The 16,914-nt window shown below is 68.2% G+C and carries 13 protein-coding genes; 9 read left to right on the plus strand and 4 right to left on the minus strand.

Annotation, left to right across the window (positions count from 1 at the left end):
* On the minus strand, window positions 1-2,484 hold the full coding sequence (locus VN461_17060) for a hypothetical protein (protein HXB56486.1): 2,484 nt from the start codon (window positions 2,482-2,484) through the stop codon (window positions 1-3).
* A 179-nt stretch (window positions 2,485-2,663) separates the two neighbouring features.
* Here VN461_17060 and VN461_17065 point away from each other — a divergent pair, with 179 nt between their 5' ends.
* The 7 genes from VN461_17065 to VN461_17095 all read left to right on the plus strand — a co-directional run bounded on the left by VN461_17065 (window position 2,664) and on the right by VN461_17095 (window position 8,975).
* Window positions 2,664-3,284: a TetR/AcrR family transcriptional regulator gene (locus VN461_17065; GenBank protein HXB56487.1), complete on the plus strand. Its 621-nt coding sequence runs from the start codon at window positions 2,664-2,666 to the stop codon at window positions 3,282-3,284.
* A 5-nt stretch (window positions 3,285-3,289) separates the two neighbouring features.
* Window positions 3,290-4,414: an ABC transporter permease gene (locus VN461_17070; protein HXB56488.1), complete on the plus strand. Its 1,125-nt coding sequence runs from the start codon at window positions 3,290-3,292 to the stop codon at window positions 4,412-4,414.
* A 17-nt stretch (window positions 4,415-4,431) separates the two neighbouring features.
* Window positions 4,432-5,109, plus strand: coding sequence for an ABC transporter ATP-binding protein (locus VN461_17075; protein HXB56489.1), 678 nt, complete (start codon window positions 4,432-4,434; stop codon window positions 5,107-5,109).
* Between the two features lie 52 nt (window positions 5,110-5,161).
* Window positions 5,162-6,040 carry an efflux RND transporter periplasmic adaptor subunit gene (locus VN461_17080; protein HXB56490.1) on the plus strand — a complete coding sequence of 293 codons (879 nt, stop codon included), beginning with the start codon at window positions 5,162-5,164 and terminating at the stop codon, window positions 6,038-6,040.
* The gene (locus tag VN461_17085) at window positions 6,037-6,936 is read left to right on the plus strand and encodes an MBL fold metallo-hydrolase (protein HXB56491.1); all 900 of its coding nucleotides are present in this window, start codon (window positions 6,037-6,039) and stop codon (window positions 6,934-6,936) included. The genes VN461_17080 and VN461_17085 overlap by 4 nt, the downstream gene beginning before the upstream one ends.
* Window positions 6,937-7,146: 210 nt before the next feature.
* Window positions 7,147-8,397, plus strand: coding sequence for a pyridoxal phosphate-dependent aminotransferase (locus tag VN461_17090; protein HXB56492.1), 1,251 nt, complete (start codon window positions 7,147-7,149; stop codon window positions 8,395-8,397).
* Entirely contained in the window at window positions 8,394-8,975 is a 582-nt protein-coding gene (locus tag VN461_17095; protein ID HXB56493.1) for a DNA-3-methyladenine glycosylase I, read from the plus strand. The genes VN461_17090 and VN461_17095 overlap by 4 nt, the downstream gene beginning before the upstream one ends.
* 76 nt (window positions 8,976-9,051) lie before the next feature.
* Here the strand turns inward: VN461_17095 and VN461_17100 are convergent, their stop codons facing one another.
* From VN461_17100 to VN461_17110, 3 genes are all read right to left on the minus strand, one after another.
* Window positions 9,052-12,213 carry a glycosyl hydrolase gene (locus tag VN461_17100; GenBank protein HXB56494.1) on the minus strand — a complete coding sequence of 1,054 codons (3,162 nt, stop codon included), beginning with the start codon at window positions 12,211-12,213 and terminating at the stop codon, window positions 9,052-9,054.
* Between the two features lie 98 nt (window positions 12,214-12,311).
* Entirely contained in the window at window positions 12,312-13,295 is a 984-nt protein-coding gene (locus VN461_17105; protein HXB56495.1) for a zinc-dependent alcohol dehydrogenase family protein, read from the minus strand.
* 18 nt (window positions 13,296-13,313) lie between these two features.
* Entirely contained in the window at window positions 13,314-14,504 is a 1,191-nt protein-coding gene (locus VN461_17110) for a GGDEF domain-containing protein (protein HXB56496.1), read from the minus strand.
* A 135-nt stretch (window positions 14,505-14,639) separates the two neighbouring features.
* Here VN461_17110 and arfB point away from each other — a divergent pair, with 135 nt between their 5' ends.
* Window positions 14,640-15,074, plus strand: coding sequence for an alternative ribosome rescue aminoacyl-tRNA hydrolase ArfB (arfB, locus tag VN461_17115; protein HXB56497.1), 435 nt, complete (start codon window positions 14,640-14,642; stop codon window positions 15,072-15,074).
* Window positions 15,075-15,401: 327 nt separating this feature from the next.
* A complete protein-coding gene (locus VN461_17120) occupies window positions 15,402-16,661 on the plus strand; it encodes a hypothetical protein (protein ID HXB56498.1) in 1,260 nt (419 codons plus the stop codon).
* Window positions 16,662-16,914: the final 253 nt, after the last annotated feature.

Below are 16,914 nucleotides of genomic sequence, written 5' to 3' on the forward strand. Positions count from 1 at the left end.
CTAGTCCGGCGTCGCGGGATGGAGCAACTCACGCGACGGGCGCACGAATGCCGCTCGCACAGGGGGAGGCATGGGGGAACCCGCGCCCCGCACCGACTTCCACAGGATTTCGTTCATCTCGCGCATGGGGATCCGGTCCGCGTCCTCGAAGTCCATGGCCGAAGACGCGGCCGCGCCGTAGGCGGAGGCCTCGTTCCGCTCCTCTAAGGAGATGCGGGGGGGCAGGTGGGCGAAGGGCTTGAGGTCAGGAGACTCCGTGAAGGCGGCATACCAGGGAGTAGCGGAGGCATCGTACTGGCTCAGGGGCTGCAGGCCCAAGATTAGCTCGATCGTGCGCAGCATCCCCGAGGTGGTGTAAAGCGTGCTGTCCAGGGCGCCCCGCCGGGCGTAGGGGCTGGCCAAAAGGGCCACCGAGCGGTGGGCATCGACGTGATCCGGCCCGTTCTGGGCGTCGTCCTCGATCACGAAGATAGCGGACTCCTTCCAGAAGCGGCTCTCCGAGATGGCTTCCACCAACCGGCCCAGGGCCAAGTCGTTCTCCGCAATCATGGCCCGGGGGGTCGGGAATCCCGGCTTGGTGCCCCCGGTGTGGTCGTTGCCAAGACGGATGATGGACAGTTGGGGCAGGCCACCCTCCCTCTCGAAGCGGTGGAGTTCCTGGAGCCACACGTCCACCCGTCGGTTGTCCGGGATCTTCAGATCCCAGGGGGGATAGTCCGGGCTGACGAGGCCGGCCAAGCCGGGCACGTTGGCTTCGACCGGGCCCTTCCCGGAGTCGGTCTCCATTTCGTCTCCGCGGTGCGCGAACTCGCCGTAGCTGCGGACGCTCACCCCCGCCCGCCGGGCCGCGTCCCAGAGGTAACCCAGGGGGGGGGCTGCGACGTTGCCGTACGCGTTGCGCACCCCCCTCCCTCCCTCCGTCAGGTAGGAACCGCCCCGGTGGGCGTAGTTCATGGGCCAGGTCTTCTCGATGAAATCGGTGGCATAGGCCCCCATCGAAAAGGCGTGGCCATCCGCGCTCACCTCGGCGTCCACGTAGAAGTTGTCGAGGAGCACGAACTCGCGGGCCAGGGCGTGGGCGTTGGGCGTGACCTCCTCCCCGAAAAGGCAGATGTTGGGGTCCCCGTTACCCAACCCCAGATCGCCGAGGATCTGGTCGTAGCTCCGGTTCTCCCGGATGAGGTAGAAGACGTGCTTGATGGGCGAGGCCTCCCCCACCCGGCGGGGGATCGGAGAGTGCTCCGGCGCCTGGGCCGGGGCGAGGCGCGTGGTGTCCGTGTAGGGGGTGAGGGAGTAGACCTTCTTGGTGAAGGCGGCTAGGGCGGCGGGGTCGGGCATAGGCAGGATGGAAAGCGTGCCCTGCAAAATCTGCCCGATATAGAAAGGGTCGTGGGGGCCGTGCGGGTTGGCCATCGAGGTAAGGCCCTTGCCGCTCAGGATGAAGACCCGGCTCCCGTCTCCGCTGAAGCGGGCGGCGGTGGGATACCAGCCGGTGGGGATGAAGCCCCGTACCTCGCTGTCTCCCGGCCGCGAGACGTCCACCACCGCGAGCGCGTTGTTGTCCGCGTTGGCCACGAGCAGGGTCTTTCCATCCGGCGACAACCCCAGGCCGTTGGGCGTGCTCCCCGGGGGGGCTTGGGGGTAGAGGGCGACGGATATCTGTTCCAGGGCCTTGTTGGCCACGAGGTCCACCACCCAGACCGCGTTCGTGTTGGCACAGGCCACGAAAAGGCGCGTGCCGTCCCGAGAGAGGGCCATCGCGCTCGGATGCTCGCCCACCGGGATCTCCCCGCGAGTGGCGAGGGTCGTGGAATCGAGAAGCAGGATCCTTGCTCCGCCCCAGAGGGAGACAAAGAGTGTCCGGCCGTCGCGGGAGAGGAGCGAGGTGTACGGTTCGGCGGGAAGGCTCACCGTTCGGGTCACCACGCCCCGCGCCAGGTCCACTGCGCTCAGCGAATCCCCCAAGACCTGGAGCGCGAAGATCCGCGAGCCGTCCGAGCTCGCGGCCAGACCGCCCACGAAGCTCTCTTTGTCGCGCTTTTGAAGGGTAACGGTCCGGCCCAGCCGGAGTTTCCCTTTCGAAAAGAGGAGCTCCAGGATCGTGCCGTCCCCGCCCCCGGACGCGTAGAGCCGCTGGCCGTCCGGGTGCCAAGCCAGGCCGAGCCAAGCGTTCGGGATGGGCACGCGCTGGGTCACCTGGAGTTGTTTCAGGTCCACGACACTCAGGATCGGCTTCGCATACCCGTCGTTGGTGACGACGAGGTATCGGCCATCGCTCGACTCCACCATCTCCATCGGAAGGTCGCCGAGGGGGATGTGCTGCCCGGCGGGAGCGATCTTCCAGCCGTTGGGCAGGAGAACTGTGCCGCCGCCTTCGTGGCCAGGCCGCTGGGACTGATCCGCGGCGGTCGGTGAGCCCAGGGGTCCCGCAGCGGTGAGGGCCGCTAGGACCCCAACTCCCCAGATTTCAAGGACTACTCTCATCCCCACAATTTGCCCCCTGCGGTTGACGCACAGCCGACATGGCAAAATCGCCGCCGATTCTGTAACACTAATCCGTTGAAAACAAGCTATTTGTGAACGTTGTCTTGCTTTAATGGAACATTCCTCTGATACTTAACGTTGTTCAGTTCAGGACCGTTGATAACCTAGCAGGAGTGAGGATGGGCATCGTTGAGAGGCGGGAGCGGGAGCGGGAGGAGGTGCGGCGGAAAATCCTCGACGCCGCTCACGAACTCTTCGCAAGCGAAGGCTACGACCGGGTCACGATGCGTCGCGTCGCAGAGGCCATAGAGTACTCCCCCACCACGATCTACAACCACTTCGAGGACAAGGACGACCTCGTGAACGCCCTCTGCGAGGAGGATTTCAGCAAGCTCCTCGCCCTCTTCGAGGGGCAGCCCCCCCCCGCGGACCCCGTGGAGTGGATCCGTCAGCTCGGCCGCGCCTACGCGACGTTTGGCCTGCAGAATCCCAACCACTACCGGTTCATGTTCATGACTCCCGCCAAGTTCGAGCGTGTCCCGCAGGCCAGCGCTTCGGGTGTGCAGTCCTTTAGCCTGTTCCGCTCGGCGGTGGAGAAGGCGATCACCGCCGGGCAGTTCCGGCCGGGTGACCCCCAGGCCCTGGCCCAAGTGCTGTGGGCGAGCCTCCATGGAGCGGTGGCCCTGCTGATCACCCTCCAGCCACAGCACTGGCCAGAGGGCGCGGCCGTTCCCGATCTAGTCGAGCGCGTGATCGAGAACGGGATCCGGGGCTTGGTCGCCCGTCCGGCCCGGGACTGAAGGCCATGGTCTCCCTCGCCCGCAAGAACCTCTTCCACGATCGGCTCCGCTTCGTGATCACGGTGGCGGGCGTGGCCTTCGCGGTGACCCTGGTGCTGGTGCAGGTGGGCTTGTTCATGGGCCTGCTCGACAAGGCCACGGTGACCATCGAGCACGCGAACGCCGAAGTCTGGATCACCTCTCACAACACCCCCAACGTGGACTTCGCCCACACTTTCCCGGAGACAGCCGTGCTGCGCGCGCGCGGTGTTCCCGGGGTGGCGAGGGCGGAGAACCTGCTCATCCAGTTCATGAACATCCAGCTCCCTAACGGCGCGGAGGAAGGTGCCCTCGTATACGCCATGAACGACTTCGAGGGGTGGAACCTCCCTTGGGAAGTCAACGAGGGCGACGTGCGGGACCTGAAGCGGGGAGCTTATATATTGATGGACCGTTCGGCCAGCCGCCGTTTCGGACCGTTCGCGGTGGGCGACTACCGGGAGATCCTGGGCAAGCGCTTCAAGATCATCGGCACGACCTCCGGGGCCGCGTCCTTCACGACCGCACCCATCGTCTTCATGGACTTCAAGAATGCCCAGGAGCTGCTCCAGACCGTGCAGGGCAAGACCCACTACGTCCTAGTCGGGCTGGAGCCGGGGGCCGACGCGGGGGCGGTGGCGGCGGAAATCCGAAGCCGGTTGCCCTTCAACGACGTCTACACGAAGGCCGCCTGGGCGGCGCGCTCTCGGGCTTACTGGGTGGTCTCTACCGGGTTGGGCATGAACATGGGCATCACCGTCTTCTTGGGGGTGCTGGTCGGTATCGTGATCGTGGCCCAGACCCTCTACACCTCGGCCGTGGAGCACGTGAAGGAGTTCGGGACCGTGAAAGCGATCGGCGGCTCGAACTGGGACATCTACCGAATCTTGGGGGAGCAGGCCGTGATCGCAGCCGTGGTGGGCTTCGTCCTAGGAGGGACGATGTCGCTAGCCATGCGCCCCCTGCTGGCCAGACTCTACCTCAACGTCATGGTGTCGCCCCGCTTTGCGCTTGCGGTTTTCGCGGGCACCGTGCTCATGTGCCTGGGAGCGGCCATGCTCTCCTTCCGGCGGGTCGCGACCATCGATCCCGCCCTCGTTTTTCGCGCTTGAAGGCGTCGGGAGGTCCCATGAACGACACGGTGCTGGCCGCGCAGGACGTGGTCAAGGTCTTCGAAGAGGGGGCCCAGAAAGTGGAGGTGCTGCGGGGCGTCTCCCTGGAGGTGAGCGCGGGCGAGGTGGTGGCCCTGGAAGGACCGTCCGGCTCCGGCAAGACCACTCTGCTCTCGATCATGGGCTGCATCCTCACCGCGACCTCGGGCCGGGTGACGGTGGCGGGCCGGGCCGTGGACCCGCAACGGCCCGACCTTCTGCGCGAGGTGCGGCGTCGCTCCATTGGCTTCGTCTTCCAGCAGTACAACCTCTTCCCGGCCCTCACCGCCCTCGAGAACGTGGAGTACTCGCTCAACGTCAAGGGCGTCCGGGGCGGGGCGGCGCAGGCCGAGGCGCGGCGCGTGCTGGAGCGGGTGGGCCTGGGCGACCGGCTGCACTTCCTTCCCCGCGACCTTTCGGGCGGGCAGAAGCAGCGGGTGGCGATCGCGCGGGCCCTGGCCGGGTCGCCCCGGGTCATCCTCGCCGACGAGCCCACCGCCAACCTGGACAGCGCGGTGGGCGTGCAGGTCCTGGAGCTGTTCCGGGACCTCGCCAAGACGGAGTCGAGGGGGCTTTTGGTCGTCACCCACGACCCCAAGGTACGCGCGGTGGCGGACCGGGTGGTGGGGATTCGGGACGGTCGGTTAGCGGCGTGAAGGCCGCGGTGGCGAGCGGGGCTCGACGTGCGGGGGCGGGGAGATCGGAGTCATGAGAATGAGAACGCTGGCCTTGAGTGGAATCGTGGGCGCGGTGCTGATCGTGACCGCGGGATGGCAGGCGCGGGGCGCCGCCCCCGCCGCGCCGGCCGCCGTGGGCGCCCCCGCCGCCGCCCGCGTGGTGGCGGCCGAGGGTCGGGTGGTCGCCTACCCCGGGGCCGAGGTCAAGGTGGGGGCCGAGCGGCCCGGCCGCCTGGTGCGGGTCGTCGTTCAAGAGGGCCAGACCGTCCACCGCGGTGACCTCCTGGCGGAGATCGAGTCCGAGGAACTGAGGGCCTCGCTGGCCGAGGCGCGGGCCCACGTTGCGGAGACGGAGGCGGAGGCCCGTCTGGCCGACCTTGCCCGCGAACGGCGCCGCCAGCTCTTCCAGGAGAAGATCGTGGCCGTGCACGACCTGGATCAGGCCACGCGAGACCTGGAGATCGCCCAGGCCCGGCGGGACACGGCCGGCGCCACCGTGGCCCGTTACGAGGCCCAGCTCCGCAAGTCCCGGATCCTGGCCCCCATCTCCGGCACCGTGACCCTGCGCAGGGTGGACGAGGGCCAAACCGTGGAGGCCGGCGACGCCGCCTTCACGATCGCGGACTTGAGCCGGCTGCGCGTCGAGGGCGAGGCCCACGAGGCCGACGCGGGGGCCATTGCCGTCGGGGCTCCGGTCATCATCAGCGCCGAGGGCTTTCCGGGTAGGGCCTGGCGGGGGCGCGTCGAGGAAGTCCCGGACTCGGTCACCCTCCGTCGGCTCAAGCCCCAAGACCCGAGCCGCCCCACCGACACCCGGATCCTGGCCGTTAAGGTGGCGTTCTCGGAGCCCACCCCCCTGAAGCTCGGGACCACGGTGGAGCTCAAGATCGATCCGGCCCCCATTCCATGAAGGCGCCAGGGCCAGCGGCTCCGGTGGCCATCGGCTTGCCTTTCCTCTGGCGCCGCTTCCGGGCCACCCTCGCCCCCCGGCCGGGCGGGGCCCCCACCGTCCCCTACGACCGTGAGGCCCTCCTCAAGAACCCGGGCGTGACGTGGATCGGCCACGCCACCCTCCTCGTCCGCATGGACGGCGCGGGCTTTCTCACCGACCCCGTCTTCTCGGAGCGCGCGAGCCCCCTCTCCTTCGCGGGGCCGCGGCGGCTGGTGCCGCCGGGCGTGCCCCTGGGAGAGCTGCCCCCGCTGGCGTTCGCTCTGCTCTCCCACGACCATTACGACCACGCCGACCTGCCCTCTATCAAGGTCCTCGCCGCGCGCGGTCTCCGCTTCATCGTCCCCCGGGGGGTGGCCGAGCTCGTCGCTCGGGTGGGGGGAGAGGCGGTGGAGCTGGGCTGGTGGGACTCAGTCATGATTGGCGCCCTGCGCGTGACCTGCGTGCCCGCTCAGCACTTCTCGGGCCGCACCCTGACCGACCGCAACCGCCGACTCTGGGCAGGCTGGGTCGTGGCGGGTCCCACCCGCCGCTTTTATTTCGCCGGGGACACCGCCTACTTTCCGGGTTTCGCGGAGATCGGCCGTCGGCTGGGCCCGCTCCACTTGGCCGCCGTCCCCATCGGCGCCTACTCCCCCCGCGAGATCATGAGCCCGGTCCACACCACGCCCGAGGAGGGCCTGCAAGCGGCGCTCGACGCCGGGGCGGAGCGCGTCCTGGGCATGCACTTCGGCACCTTCGACCTGGCTGACGAGCCTCTGGATGAGCCGCCCCGTCGCTTCCTGGCCGAGGCCGCGCGCCGCGAGTTGGGCGAGCGCGCCTTCGTGCTCAAGGTGGGCGAGACACGGGGCTTCTGATCCGCCCTCCCCGGTGGGTCGGCGGCCGCCCGAACGACGGATACCCCCGCCCCCGGCCTGGGGACGCTCCCCTCTCCGCGAGAAGGCGAGGCCAGCCCCGGACCGGGGGTACGGGAGGGCGCGTGGTATCATCCTTTTTCGGGAAGCGCGTGGCCTAGGCTTGGAATCCGGCGGTCGCCGGAGTTCGATGCGACCGCGGGGAGGCACCGCATGACGACTCTGCGCATCTCGGACCGTGGTCGGCAGATGCCGGCCTCCCCCATCCGCAAGCTGATGCCGCTGGCCGAGGAAGCCAAGCGCCGCGGCGTCCGCGTCTACCACTTGAACATCGGTCAGCCCGATCTGGAAACGCCCGCGCCCATGCGCGAGCGCCTGGAACGCGTCCCCCGGGTGTTGGCCTACACGCCGTCCGCGGGCACGCCGGAGTATCTGGCCTCGCTCCAGGCGTACTACCGCCGTCTGGGCGTTGCGCTCAGCGAAGGGGAGCTGGTCGCCACCACCGGGGGCAGCGAAGCCATCCTCTTCGCCCTCGTGGCTTGCGCGAACCAGAACGACGAGGCACTGCTCGTGGAGCCGTTCTATACCAACTATGCCGCCTTCGCGACCATGGCCGGGGTTCGCCTCCGGCCCCTCACCAGCAGCAGCGAGGACGGTTTCCACCTGCCCGCGCGAGAGGCCTGGGAGCAGGCCCTGACCCCGGCCACCCGCCTCGTCATCCTCTGCAACCCCAACAACCCCACGGGCACGGTGTACACCACCGAGGAGATGGAGGTGCTGGCCGAGTTCTGCCGTGATCACGGCCTCTTCCTGGTCGTGGACGAGGTGTACCGCGAGTTCGTTTACGACGGCCGCCGGCCCTTCAGTGCCCTCATGCTGCCCGGTTTCGCGGAGCAGGTGATCGTAGTGGACAGCCTCTCCAAGCGGTACAGCGCCTGCGGCATCCGCCTGGGGGCCCTAGCCACCCGCAACCGCGACGTCCACCAGGCCTGCGTGCGGATGGCGCAGGGGCGGCTCTCCGCCCCTGGCCTGGCCCAGCTCGTTGCATTGGGGGCCCAAGAGCTAGGCCCCGAGTATGCGCAGGAAGTGGTGGGGGAATACCAAGGCCGCCGGGATCTCCTCTTCCGCGCCCTCTCCGCGATTCCCGGGGTCTTCCTGCGCAAGCCGGAAGGGGCTTTCTATTTCGTGGCCCGTCTCCCCATCCGCGACAGCGAGGACTTCGCGGCCTGGATGCTCACGGATTTCCAGGAGGACGGAGCCACGGTGATGGTCGCCCCCGCCCCCGGCTTCTATGCCACCCCCGGCCTGGGTCGGGACGAAGTTCGGATCGCCTACGTTCTCAAGAAGAACGACCTCGAGGCGTGCGTGCGGATCCTGGCCTCCGGCCTCCGGGCCTACGCCAAGGCCCGCGGTCTGGCCCCGTCGCCAGCCCCCGCCGCCGTGACCTCTCCTAGCGGCCGGTGAAAGCCCGTCTCCGGTGCCCCTGGGCGGGGACCGATCCCCTCTACCTCGCCTACCACGATCGGGAGTGGGGCGTTCCCGAGCACGACGACAAACGGCTCTTCGAGATGCTGATCCTGGAGGGCGCCCAGGCCGGCCTGAGCTGGATCACCATCCTCCGAAAGCGCCCGCACTACCGGAGGGTTTTCGCCGGCTTCGACCCCCGCCTTGTGGCGCGCTTCGACCGGCGTCGGATCGCGGCCCTGCTCCGCGATCCCGGCATCGTCCGTAACCGCCGGAAGGTAGAGGCGACGGTGCAGAACGCAAAGGCCTTCCTGGCGATCGCGGCTGAGGAGGGAGGCTTCGACCGGTACCTGTGGCGGTTCGTGGGGGGGGAGCCCATCAGGAACCGCTGGGTCCGGATGGGCCAGGTGCCCGCGGAGACGGACGAGTCACGCGCCCTGAGCCGAGACCTCAAGAAGCGCGGCTTCGCTTTCGTGGGCCCCACCATCTGCTACGCCTTCATGCAGGCGGTGGGACTGGTCAACGACCACCTCACGGGCTGCTTCCGATACCGCCCGCTCCCCCGCCGAAGGCCTTAAGCCCGAGTCCAGACGCGGCCGCCCGGCCGAACGGCCTCGCGCCCCCCGCGGGCGCGGCCAAAGCGACGCCATGACCTCAGGGCTTTCCGGCGGCCTCCGGCAGGACCACGTAGGAGGTGCCCAGGTCCCGCGCCTTCTGGTCGAGTGCGGTGAGATCGGCGGACGCGATCCCCTTCCACTCGTCCTCGTACTGCTTCATCTCCCGGGCCAGCTCCGCATACATATCGCGCATCCCCTGGGTCGGAGCGCCGTCCGCGTCGTCCACCCACTCCAGGAGCGGGCTCAGCTTGGAGTAGAGCTTGGCCCCTCCCCGCTGGGCCAGGATGTCATAGGTGACCTGGGCCTTCGGATTGTGGAGCTTCTCCTCGAGGGCGTCGCACTTGCGGAGGAGGTCTCCCCCGGCCTGCACCAGAGCGGCCCCCCCTTTGTCCGCCTTCAGCAGCTCGTTCTTGGCCAGGATCTGCTCCCGGACCGACCGGATCTGGTGCACGATTCCGGTGAGCCGCGTGATGTCCCCGCGGAGGGCGAGGGCGAACTGGAGCTGCTCCTTGAGCTCGGCCGCGGGTACGGCCACCCGGGGGTCGGGGCGCACCTCAAAGGGGGTGGTGAGGCTCTGGCCGTCCACGATCAGCTTCGCGGTGTAGCCACCGGGCAGGGCCCAGGGGCCGATGGCCGGATTCCCGGCGTCGACCTTGGCCCCCCGGATCTTGACCGACCCCGCGTAGCGCAGGTCCCAAGTCACGCGCTGCACCCCGGGGTCGGTCGCGAGCACCACCGGCTTGCGGGGGCGGGCGGCGTCGGGGTCGTCTTCCTCTTCCTCGGGCGGCTCCTTCTTGCTGGAGAGCGTCCGGACCACGGCGCCGTCGGCATCCAGGACCTGGAGGGACAACTCCCCCGCCGGCTTCGCCTTCAGGTAGTAGGAGATGGCCACGCCCGCGGGCGGGTTCTCACCCGGGCCCTTGAGGTGGGAGGAGACCGGGCTGTGGGCACGCCAGCGGATGGCGGGGGGGACGGCGAAGAGGTGCGCGGCCTTGGCGGCGATCGGCGCCGACCACTCCCGGATGGGGGTGAGGTCATCGAAGATCCAGATCGAGCGGCCGTGGGTGCCCACCACGAGGTCGTCGCCCTTCACCACGAGGTCGTGCACGGCCACCGTGGGCAGGTTCAGCCTCAAAGGGGTCCAGGTGGCGCCGTCGTCGGGCGAGAACGAGACCCCGCGCTCGGTACCGAGGTAGAGGAGGCCCCTGCGCTTGGGGTCCTCCCGGACGGCATGGAGGTACACGTCAGGGGGGAGCGCGGCGGCCAGGCTTCGCCACGTCTTGCCAAAGTCCGTTGTCTGGTAGAGATAGGGCCTCGTGTCGTCCAGGCGGTGGGCGTCTGCGATCACGTAGGCGGTGGCGGCGTCGAAGGGTGAGGGCTCGATGAGGTCGATGGTGGCCCACTCCGGCAGACGGGGGATACCCGCGGTCACGTTCGTCCAGGTAGCCCCGCCGTCGCGCGTGACCTGGACCAGGCCGTCGTCGGTGCCCACCCAGATCAGCCCTTTCTGCCTCGGGGACTCCGCGATCGCGAAGATGGTGCAGTAGTACTCGACCCCCGTGTTGTCCCCCGTGATGGGGCCCCCCGACCATCTCTGTTTGCTCTTGTCGTTGCGGGTGAGGTCAGGGCTGACCGCCGTCCAGCTCTGGCCTCCGTCGCTGGTGCGGAAGAGCACGTTGCCGCCGTGGTAGACCACCTTGGGATCGTGGGGCGAGACGTGGATGGGGGCCGTCCACTGGAAGCGGTAGCGGCCGTCCTCCGCCCCGTGCCCGGACAGGTTGTTGGGGTAGGCGCTCACGGCGCGCACCTGCTGCGTGCGATGGTCGTAGCGCGAGATGAAGCCGAGGTATTCGCCCGCGTAGACCACGTTGGGATCGGAGGCATCGTGGGCGGTGTGGCCGGCCTCCCCCCCGCCCACGGCGTACCAGTCGCCGAGCGTGATGCCCCCCGAGGAGAGGCTGTTGCTGGGGCCGGAAGCGGTGCCCAGGTCCTGCATGGCTCCAGACACGCGGTAAGGCACCTGGTTGTCCACGGCCACGTGGTAGAACTGCGCGATGGGCAGGGGGGGCGCGTACCAGGTCTCCCCCCCGTTGGAGCTGATGTCGACTCCGCCGTCGTTGGCGGCGATGACGCGGCGGGGGTTGCGGGGATCGATCCACACGTCGTGGTGATCTCCGTGATGGAGCTCTTTCACTTTCTTGATGGTCTTGCCGCCGTCGATCGTCCTCAACATCGGCACCTGGGGGAACCAGACGACGTCGGGGTTGCCGGGATCCACGGAGAGGGTGGTGTAGTACCAAGCCCGCTGCCGGAGCGAGTGGTGTTCGCTCGCCAGCTTCCAGCTCTCGCCCCCGTCGTCGGACCGGAAGAGCCCGCCTTTCTCGGCCTCGATGAGCGCGTAGACACGGCGGCCATCGGAGGGGGCTACCGCCACGCCCACCTTGCCCCAGGGCCCTTCCGGCAGCCCCTTCTCCTTGAGCTGCCTCCACGTCTCACCCAGATCCCGCGACACGTAGAGGCCGCTGCCGGGGCCCCCGCTCGTCAACTCCCAGGGGCGACGCCGCGCCTGCCAGAGGCCCGCGAACACGATGTTCGGGTTCGAGGGGTCGAAAGCCACGTCGGAAGCGCCCGTGTCCGCATCCCTGGAAAGCACCCTCTGCCAGCTCTTCCCGCCGTCCCTCGTCCGGTACACGCCCCGCTCCGGGTTGGGCCCGAAGGGACGGCCGAGCACGGCGGCCAGGGCAAGATCCGGGTTGGTGGGATGAACGACGAGGGCGCCGATCTGACCCTCCTGTTTCCATACGTGGTTCCAGGTCTTGCCCGCGTCGACGGATTTGTAGATCCCATTGCCCATGGCCACGTTGCCGCGGATGTTGGCCTCTCCCGAGCCGACATAGATGATGTTGGGGTCCGAAGGAGCGACCGCGATGGAGCCGATGGAGGAGACCGGCTGCTCATCGAAGACCGGCTTCCAGCGAATCCCGCCGTCCCCGGACTTCCACACCCCGCCCCCAGCGGTGGCCGCGTAGTAGGTGAAAGGATCACCGGGGACGCCGGCCACGCGCGCGACCCGGCCCCCGGCGGGGGGACCAACCAGCCGAAACTTGAGGCCCGCGAACTCTTTGGGGGGGCCCTTCGGAGGCTCCGGCTCGTCGGCCCACCCGCCCGCCGCCAGGGCCAGACCAGCCAGGGAGAACACGATCGCGGCCGCGCTCCTACACCTGCTCAGAGTCGCCATCCCCGTTTCACCTCTCTATAAAAAGACGGGGGGCAGGATAGCGTCTTAGCGGGGGACCTTCAAACAATGAGAACGGCAGCGCCGCGGATACGGCCGGCCCGTAGCGCCTGCAGGGCCTCGTTGGCGGCGGCCAGGGGGAAGGCTTCGGCCTCGATCCGCACCGGGATGCGGCGGGCGAGGTCGAGAAACTCCTCGCCGTCGCGGCGGGTCAGGTTCGCCACCGAGCGCAGGATGCGCTCCTCCCACAGAATGCGGTACGGGAAGGAGGGGATGTCGCTCATGTGGATGCCGGCGCAGACCACGGTTCCCCCCTTGTCCACCGCGCGCAGGGCCGCGGGCACCAGCTCCCCCGCGGGGGCGAAGATTATGGCCGCGTCGAGGGGCTGGGGCAGGTTAGCGCCGGCGTCGCCGGCCCAGATCGCACCCAGGCCCCGCGCGAAGTCCTGGCCCGGCCGGTCCCCCGCCCGGGTGAAGGCATAGACCTGGCGGCCCTGATGGCGGGCCACCTGGATGACGATGTGAGCGGCGGCCCCGAAACCGTAGAGGCCCAGCCTCTCGCCCCCCCCGGCGAGAAGGAGGGAGCGGTAGCCGATGAGGCCAGCGCAGAGGAGGGGTGCGACCTTGAAGTCGGGTTCGTCGGTCCCGATCGCGAAGCAATAGCGGGCATCCGCGGCTACCTGCTCCGCGTAGCCGCCGTCGATGTCATACCCCGTGAAGCGAGCGGCGTCGCACAAATTCTCCCGGCCGGCCCGGCAGTGGCGGCACCGACCGCAGGTCCAGCCCAGCCAGGGCACGCCCACGCGGTCGCCCGGGGCGAGGCCCGTGACCCCTTCCCCCGTCCGCTCCACCACGCCCACGATCTGGTGCCCGGGGATGAGGGGTCGCTTCCGCTCCGGGAGCTCCCCGTCCACGACGTGGAGGTCCGTGCGGCAGACGCCGCAGGCCCGTACGCGCAAGAGGACCTGGCCCGGCCCCGGGGCCGGAGAGGGAACGTCCGCTTCCCTCAGCGGCCGGCCCGGCTCCTCCAAGATCATGGCCCGCATGCCGCGGCTCAACCTCCGTCACACCTTGATCTCGCGTCGCGCCTTCTTGCGCCAGTACATGGCGTCGTCGGCCCGCTCGATGGCCCGCTCCAGGGAGGCGGGGCTCGAGAAGGAGGCGATCCCCCAAGAAACGGTGACGCTGATGGGCTCCGCCAGGCCGGGCACGGCCAGCCCGGCGAGAGCGGGATCGAGTCCCTCCAGGCGCCGACGGGTCTCCTCCTCGGAGACCCCGAAGAGAACGATCAAGAACTCGTCCCCGCCCCAGCGGAAGACCAAGTCATCGGCGCGAACCATCCGGCGGATGGCACCGCTCACCGCCCGGATGACGGCGTCGCCCGCGGCGTGGCCCAGCGCGTCGTTGATAGGCTTTAGAGAGTCGATGTCCACCACCGCAACGCACCCCCCGGGGGCGGCCTCGGGTGACAGGCGGTTGTCCTCCACCAGGGAGTAGAAAGCGTGACGGTTCAGGGACTCGGTGAGGGGGTCCAAGCGGGCCTGGCTCTCCATTCGGTCCCGGGCCAACCGCAGCTCGCGGTTGGCTTCCTGTGCCTCCCGATGCACGTCCTCCATGACGAGGATGACGGTCCCGAAGCCCAACAGAGTCTCCAAGATCAAGTCGAAGAGGGAGGTGTACGAGCTGTAGATCGAGAAGAGCCGCACTTGGTTGGCCAGGGAGTACCAGAGCACGGGCACGTAGGACAGGAAGTTCAGGCTCAGGACCAGCAGAGCCACGGAGGTGATGCTCAGTCCCGTGCCTTCGCGGTGGGGGCGCCCCTGCTGCAACTGCCAGAAGGCGACCCCGAACAACCCGGCCAGGATGGCCGAGTGGGCGATGAAGCGGCCCGAAAAGTCCGGATGGATCGAGGGAAGGAGGACGGCGAGAAGGAGCCCCGGGATCAGGGCCAGCAGGTGCGGGGGCCTGAGCTGAGCTCCCCTCGCGTAGTTCCGGCAGCCCGCGATGAGCAGGTAACCAAAGGCGTACTCACCCAAGAAGTAGAGAGGCTCAAGCAGGAGCCGAGCGGACTCCAGCCAGAAGCTCAGAAAGAGCGCGGTGAGGGCGGCGGCCAGGCAGGTCCACGCCTTCCACCAGTAGCTCAGGTAGACCCGGTCAATCGACCGGCCCAGGAAGAAAGAAAGGACGGCGATGAGGGTTATGCCCACGGCCTGAATGAGAAGGGCCAGCAGGCTCGGGGTGAGGTTCGCCTCCAATCGGCCTCCGTGGGCCCTCGACACGGGGAGGGCCCGAGAAGAACAGGGAGTCTAGCACCGGCCCGGGAGAGGGCGGGAGCCAAGGCTTGACGAGGGTCCCAGGGAAGGCTAGGTTGCGGGGCTCGAGACTGCTCCATGCCCGCGCCCATCCACGTGACCCCCACCGTCGTCGTCCCCGCCCGCGCCATCACCCTCCGCATGGTGCGCTCCTCCGGCCCCGGGGGCCAGAACGTGAACAAGGTGGCCTCCAAGGTCGAGCTGCGGGTTGACCTGGAGCAGGTGCAGGGCCTCAACGAGGGGGCCCGGGGCCGGCTGACGGAGGCGGCGGCCCGGCGGCGCGATGCCGACGGGCGGCTCCTCGTCACCAGCCAGAAAACCCGCGACCAGGGCCGGAACCTGGAAGATGCCCGGAACAAGGTGGCGGTCCTGATAGAAGGCAGCCTCCGCGCTCCCAAACCCCGGCGGCCGACCCGCAAGACGCACGCCTCCCGCGAGCGGCGCCTAGCGGAGAAAAAGCGGTCGGGAGCCCGCAAACGGGAGCGGCGGACGGTGGGAGGAGAGATCGATTGAGCCGGGGGGCCGGGCCCGGCCGTCTTTCCGCGCCCTCGAAACCTCGATAGGGAGGCGCAACCCACGGAGTCCGTGAGGCGCCCGTAGATAGCCGTGCACGCGACGATTCCTTTTCTCTACCCGCGCGCCCCTTGACGCTCGTTCGGCCGGAAGCGTAGCATTCCGCCTCTGTACTCAAGACGTCGAGGGACATGCGATGGGTGTCTGGGAGGCCGACGAATTGTTCCCCGCTTCGCTCGATGAGAGTGCTGTCGGAGTTCAGTCCGACGGAGCTTCGCCCTTTCCCATAACGGTGACGCTGGGTCGTCAGCCCAAATGAATTTGTCCATGGACAGAAAAGAGGTCGTGCGAGATATGGAACAGTTTGTTGGACGTCCGGCAAGAAGCCCGATCCTGAGATTGCGTTGGGCAATTCTGGTCGGCTTGCTGGTGGTGCCGGGGCTTGTCTTCGCCGCCCCCCAACCTTCGGCGCCCGCAACCGTTGCCCGCAAGCCCGCCCATGTAATCGCTGATCCTGCTGCCTTCGCTAAGGAGCTTCACGCCCACGGCTACAAGGCCAAGGGCGGCATCGACCGGGCGGAGACCGATAGCAGCGACGAGCGCATGCGCTCGTTCCCGCATTTCACTTCGTCCTTCACCTTCCAGGGTGTCGACTATCCGTACACCATGGTCGGCCACCCGCCCGCGTCCGGTCGTAGCACAACCCTTCGCACGGTGATCGTGCCCCTCCGGATGAACTTCGTCTTCTTCGAGCAAAACCCGGTGATCTTCGAACCGGGCAAGGCCGTCAACAACATCATGAACTCGCCCATGTATAAGGAGGCATCCTTCCCGAACGGAGTCGGGCAGTTTGGCGATCAAATACAGCGCGCCACGTTCTGGAACAAGATGGACGCCGACCACAGCTGGCATGTCAGGCTGGACCAGCCGCGGGTCGCCCGCACTTTCGACGTCTTGGTGGAGCCGGACATTGGCGATCTTTTCTTGACCGCCCCCCCCAGCGATCCGAACAGCATGCTCATCGGCTCCCTGAAGTTCGGCGCCTTGGACTCGACGATCCACACCATCCTGCAATCCATCGATATCGAACCCGACGAGGTACCGATCTTCGTCACTTACAACGTCTCCGCAGACGTGGCCCTCGGCTATCACGACGCCTTCTCGGTCGGGAAGGACGACGGCACCGATGTCCTGCAGACGTTGATTTACACGAGCTGGCTCGAGCCGGCCGCTTTCGGCGACCTCCTCGCCGACGTCAGCACCTTCAATCACGAGCTCGCCGAGCTGCTCAACGACCCGTATGTCAACAATGTCGTGCCGGCATGGAAGTACCCACCCGACAGTGACCCGCGATCGACCTGTGCTTTCAACCCCTTCCTCGAGGTCGGCGACCCGGAGGGCAATGGGGCGACGTTCGATGACTTCCCGACTGTGCCCATCGAACTTCACGGGTACACCTACCATCTGCAAGATCTGGTCATGCTGCCCTGGTTCACGGGCGAGAAGCCTTCCAGCGCTCAGAACGGCTGGTACGACTTCCCCAACACGACCCTGATCACCGTGCCGTTCGTGCCTTGCTCGCCATAGCAAGCCAACCGTCGTCGTTCCCGGGAAGGCCCCGGCGTAGCCGGGGCCTTCCCCGCGTACCTGGTGGCCTCGGGCTGACGCTCGCGATGGGCGTAAAGGGCACGGGCCACACTTCCAGGAGCTGATTCCCAGGCTCGTCCTGCCAGCGGTTTGCGAACGGGCGACGACAAGAGCTTGCCCCTACCTCCGAGCGAGGACTTTGTCACCCCGTAAAGCCCGTCGCCGGAGGCGGCCCCGGTCGTCCGCCACTAGC

This window comes from Vicinamibacteria bacterium (assembly GCA_035570235.1).
Classification (GTDB): domain Bacteria; phylum Acidobacteriota; class Vicinamibacteria; order Fen-336; family Fen-336; genus DATMML01.

What these genes read in the sequence shown, in the direction of transcription:
- VN461_17060 (HXB56486.1), bottom strand. Translation starts at nt 2,484, where the DNA reads ATGAGAGTAGTCCTTGAAATCTGGGGAGTTGGGGTCCTAGCGGCCCTC.
- VN461_17065 (HXB56487.1), top strand. Translation starts at nt 2,664, where the DNA reads ATGGGCATCGTTGAGAGGCGGGAGCGGGAGCGGGAGGAGGTGCGGCGG.
- VN461_17075 (HXB56489.1), top strand. Translation starts at nt 4,432, where the DNA reads ATGAACGACACGGTGCTGGCCGCGCAGGACGTGGTCAAGGTCTTCGAA.
- VN461_17080 (HXB56490.1), top strand. Translation starts at nt 5,162, where the DNA reads ATGAGAATGAGAACGCTGGCCTTGAGTGGAATCGTGGGCGCGGTGCTG.
- VN461_17120 (HXB56498.1), top strand. Translation starts at nt 15,402, where the DNA reads ATGGACAGAAAAGAGGTCGTGCGAGATATGGAACAGTTTGTTGGACGT.
- VN461_17090 (HXB56492.1), top strand. Translation starts at nt 7,147, where the DNA reads ATGACGACTCTGCGCATCTCGGACCGTGGTCGGCAGATGCCGGCCTCC.
- VN461_17105 (HXB56495.1), bottom strand. Translation starts at nt 13,295, where the DNA reads ATGCGGGCCATGATCTTGGAGGAGCCGGGCCGGCCGCTGAGGGAAGCG.
- VN461_17070 (HXB56488.1), top strand. Translation starts at nt 3,290, where the DNA reads ATGGTCTCCCTCGCCCGCAAGAACCTCTTCCACGATCGGCTCCGCTTC.
- VN461_17085 (HXB56491.1), top strand. Translation starts at nt 6,037, where the DNA reads ATGAAGGCGCCAGGGCCAGCGGCTCCGGTGGCCATCGGCTTGCCTTTC.
- arfB (HXB56497.1), top strand. Translation starts at nt 14,640, where the DNA reads ATGCCCGCGCCCATCCACGTGACCCCCACCGTCGTCGTCCCCGCCCGC.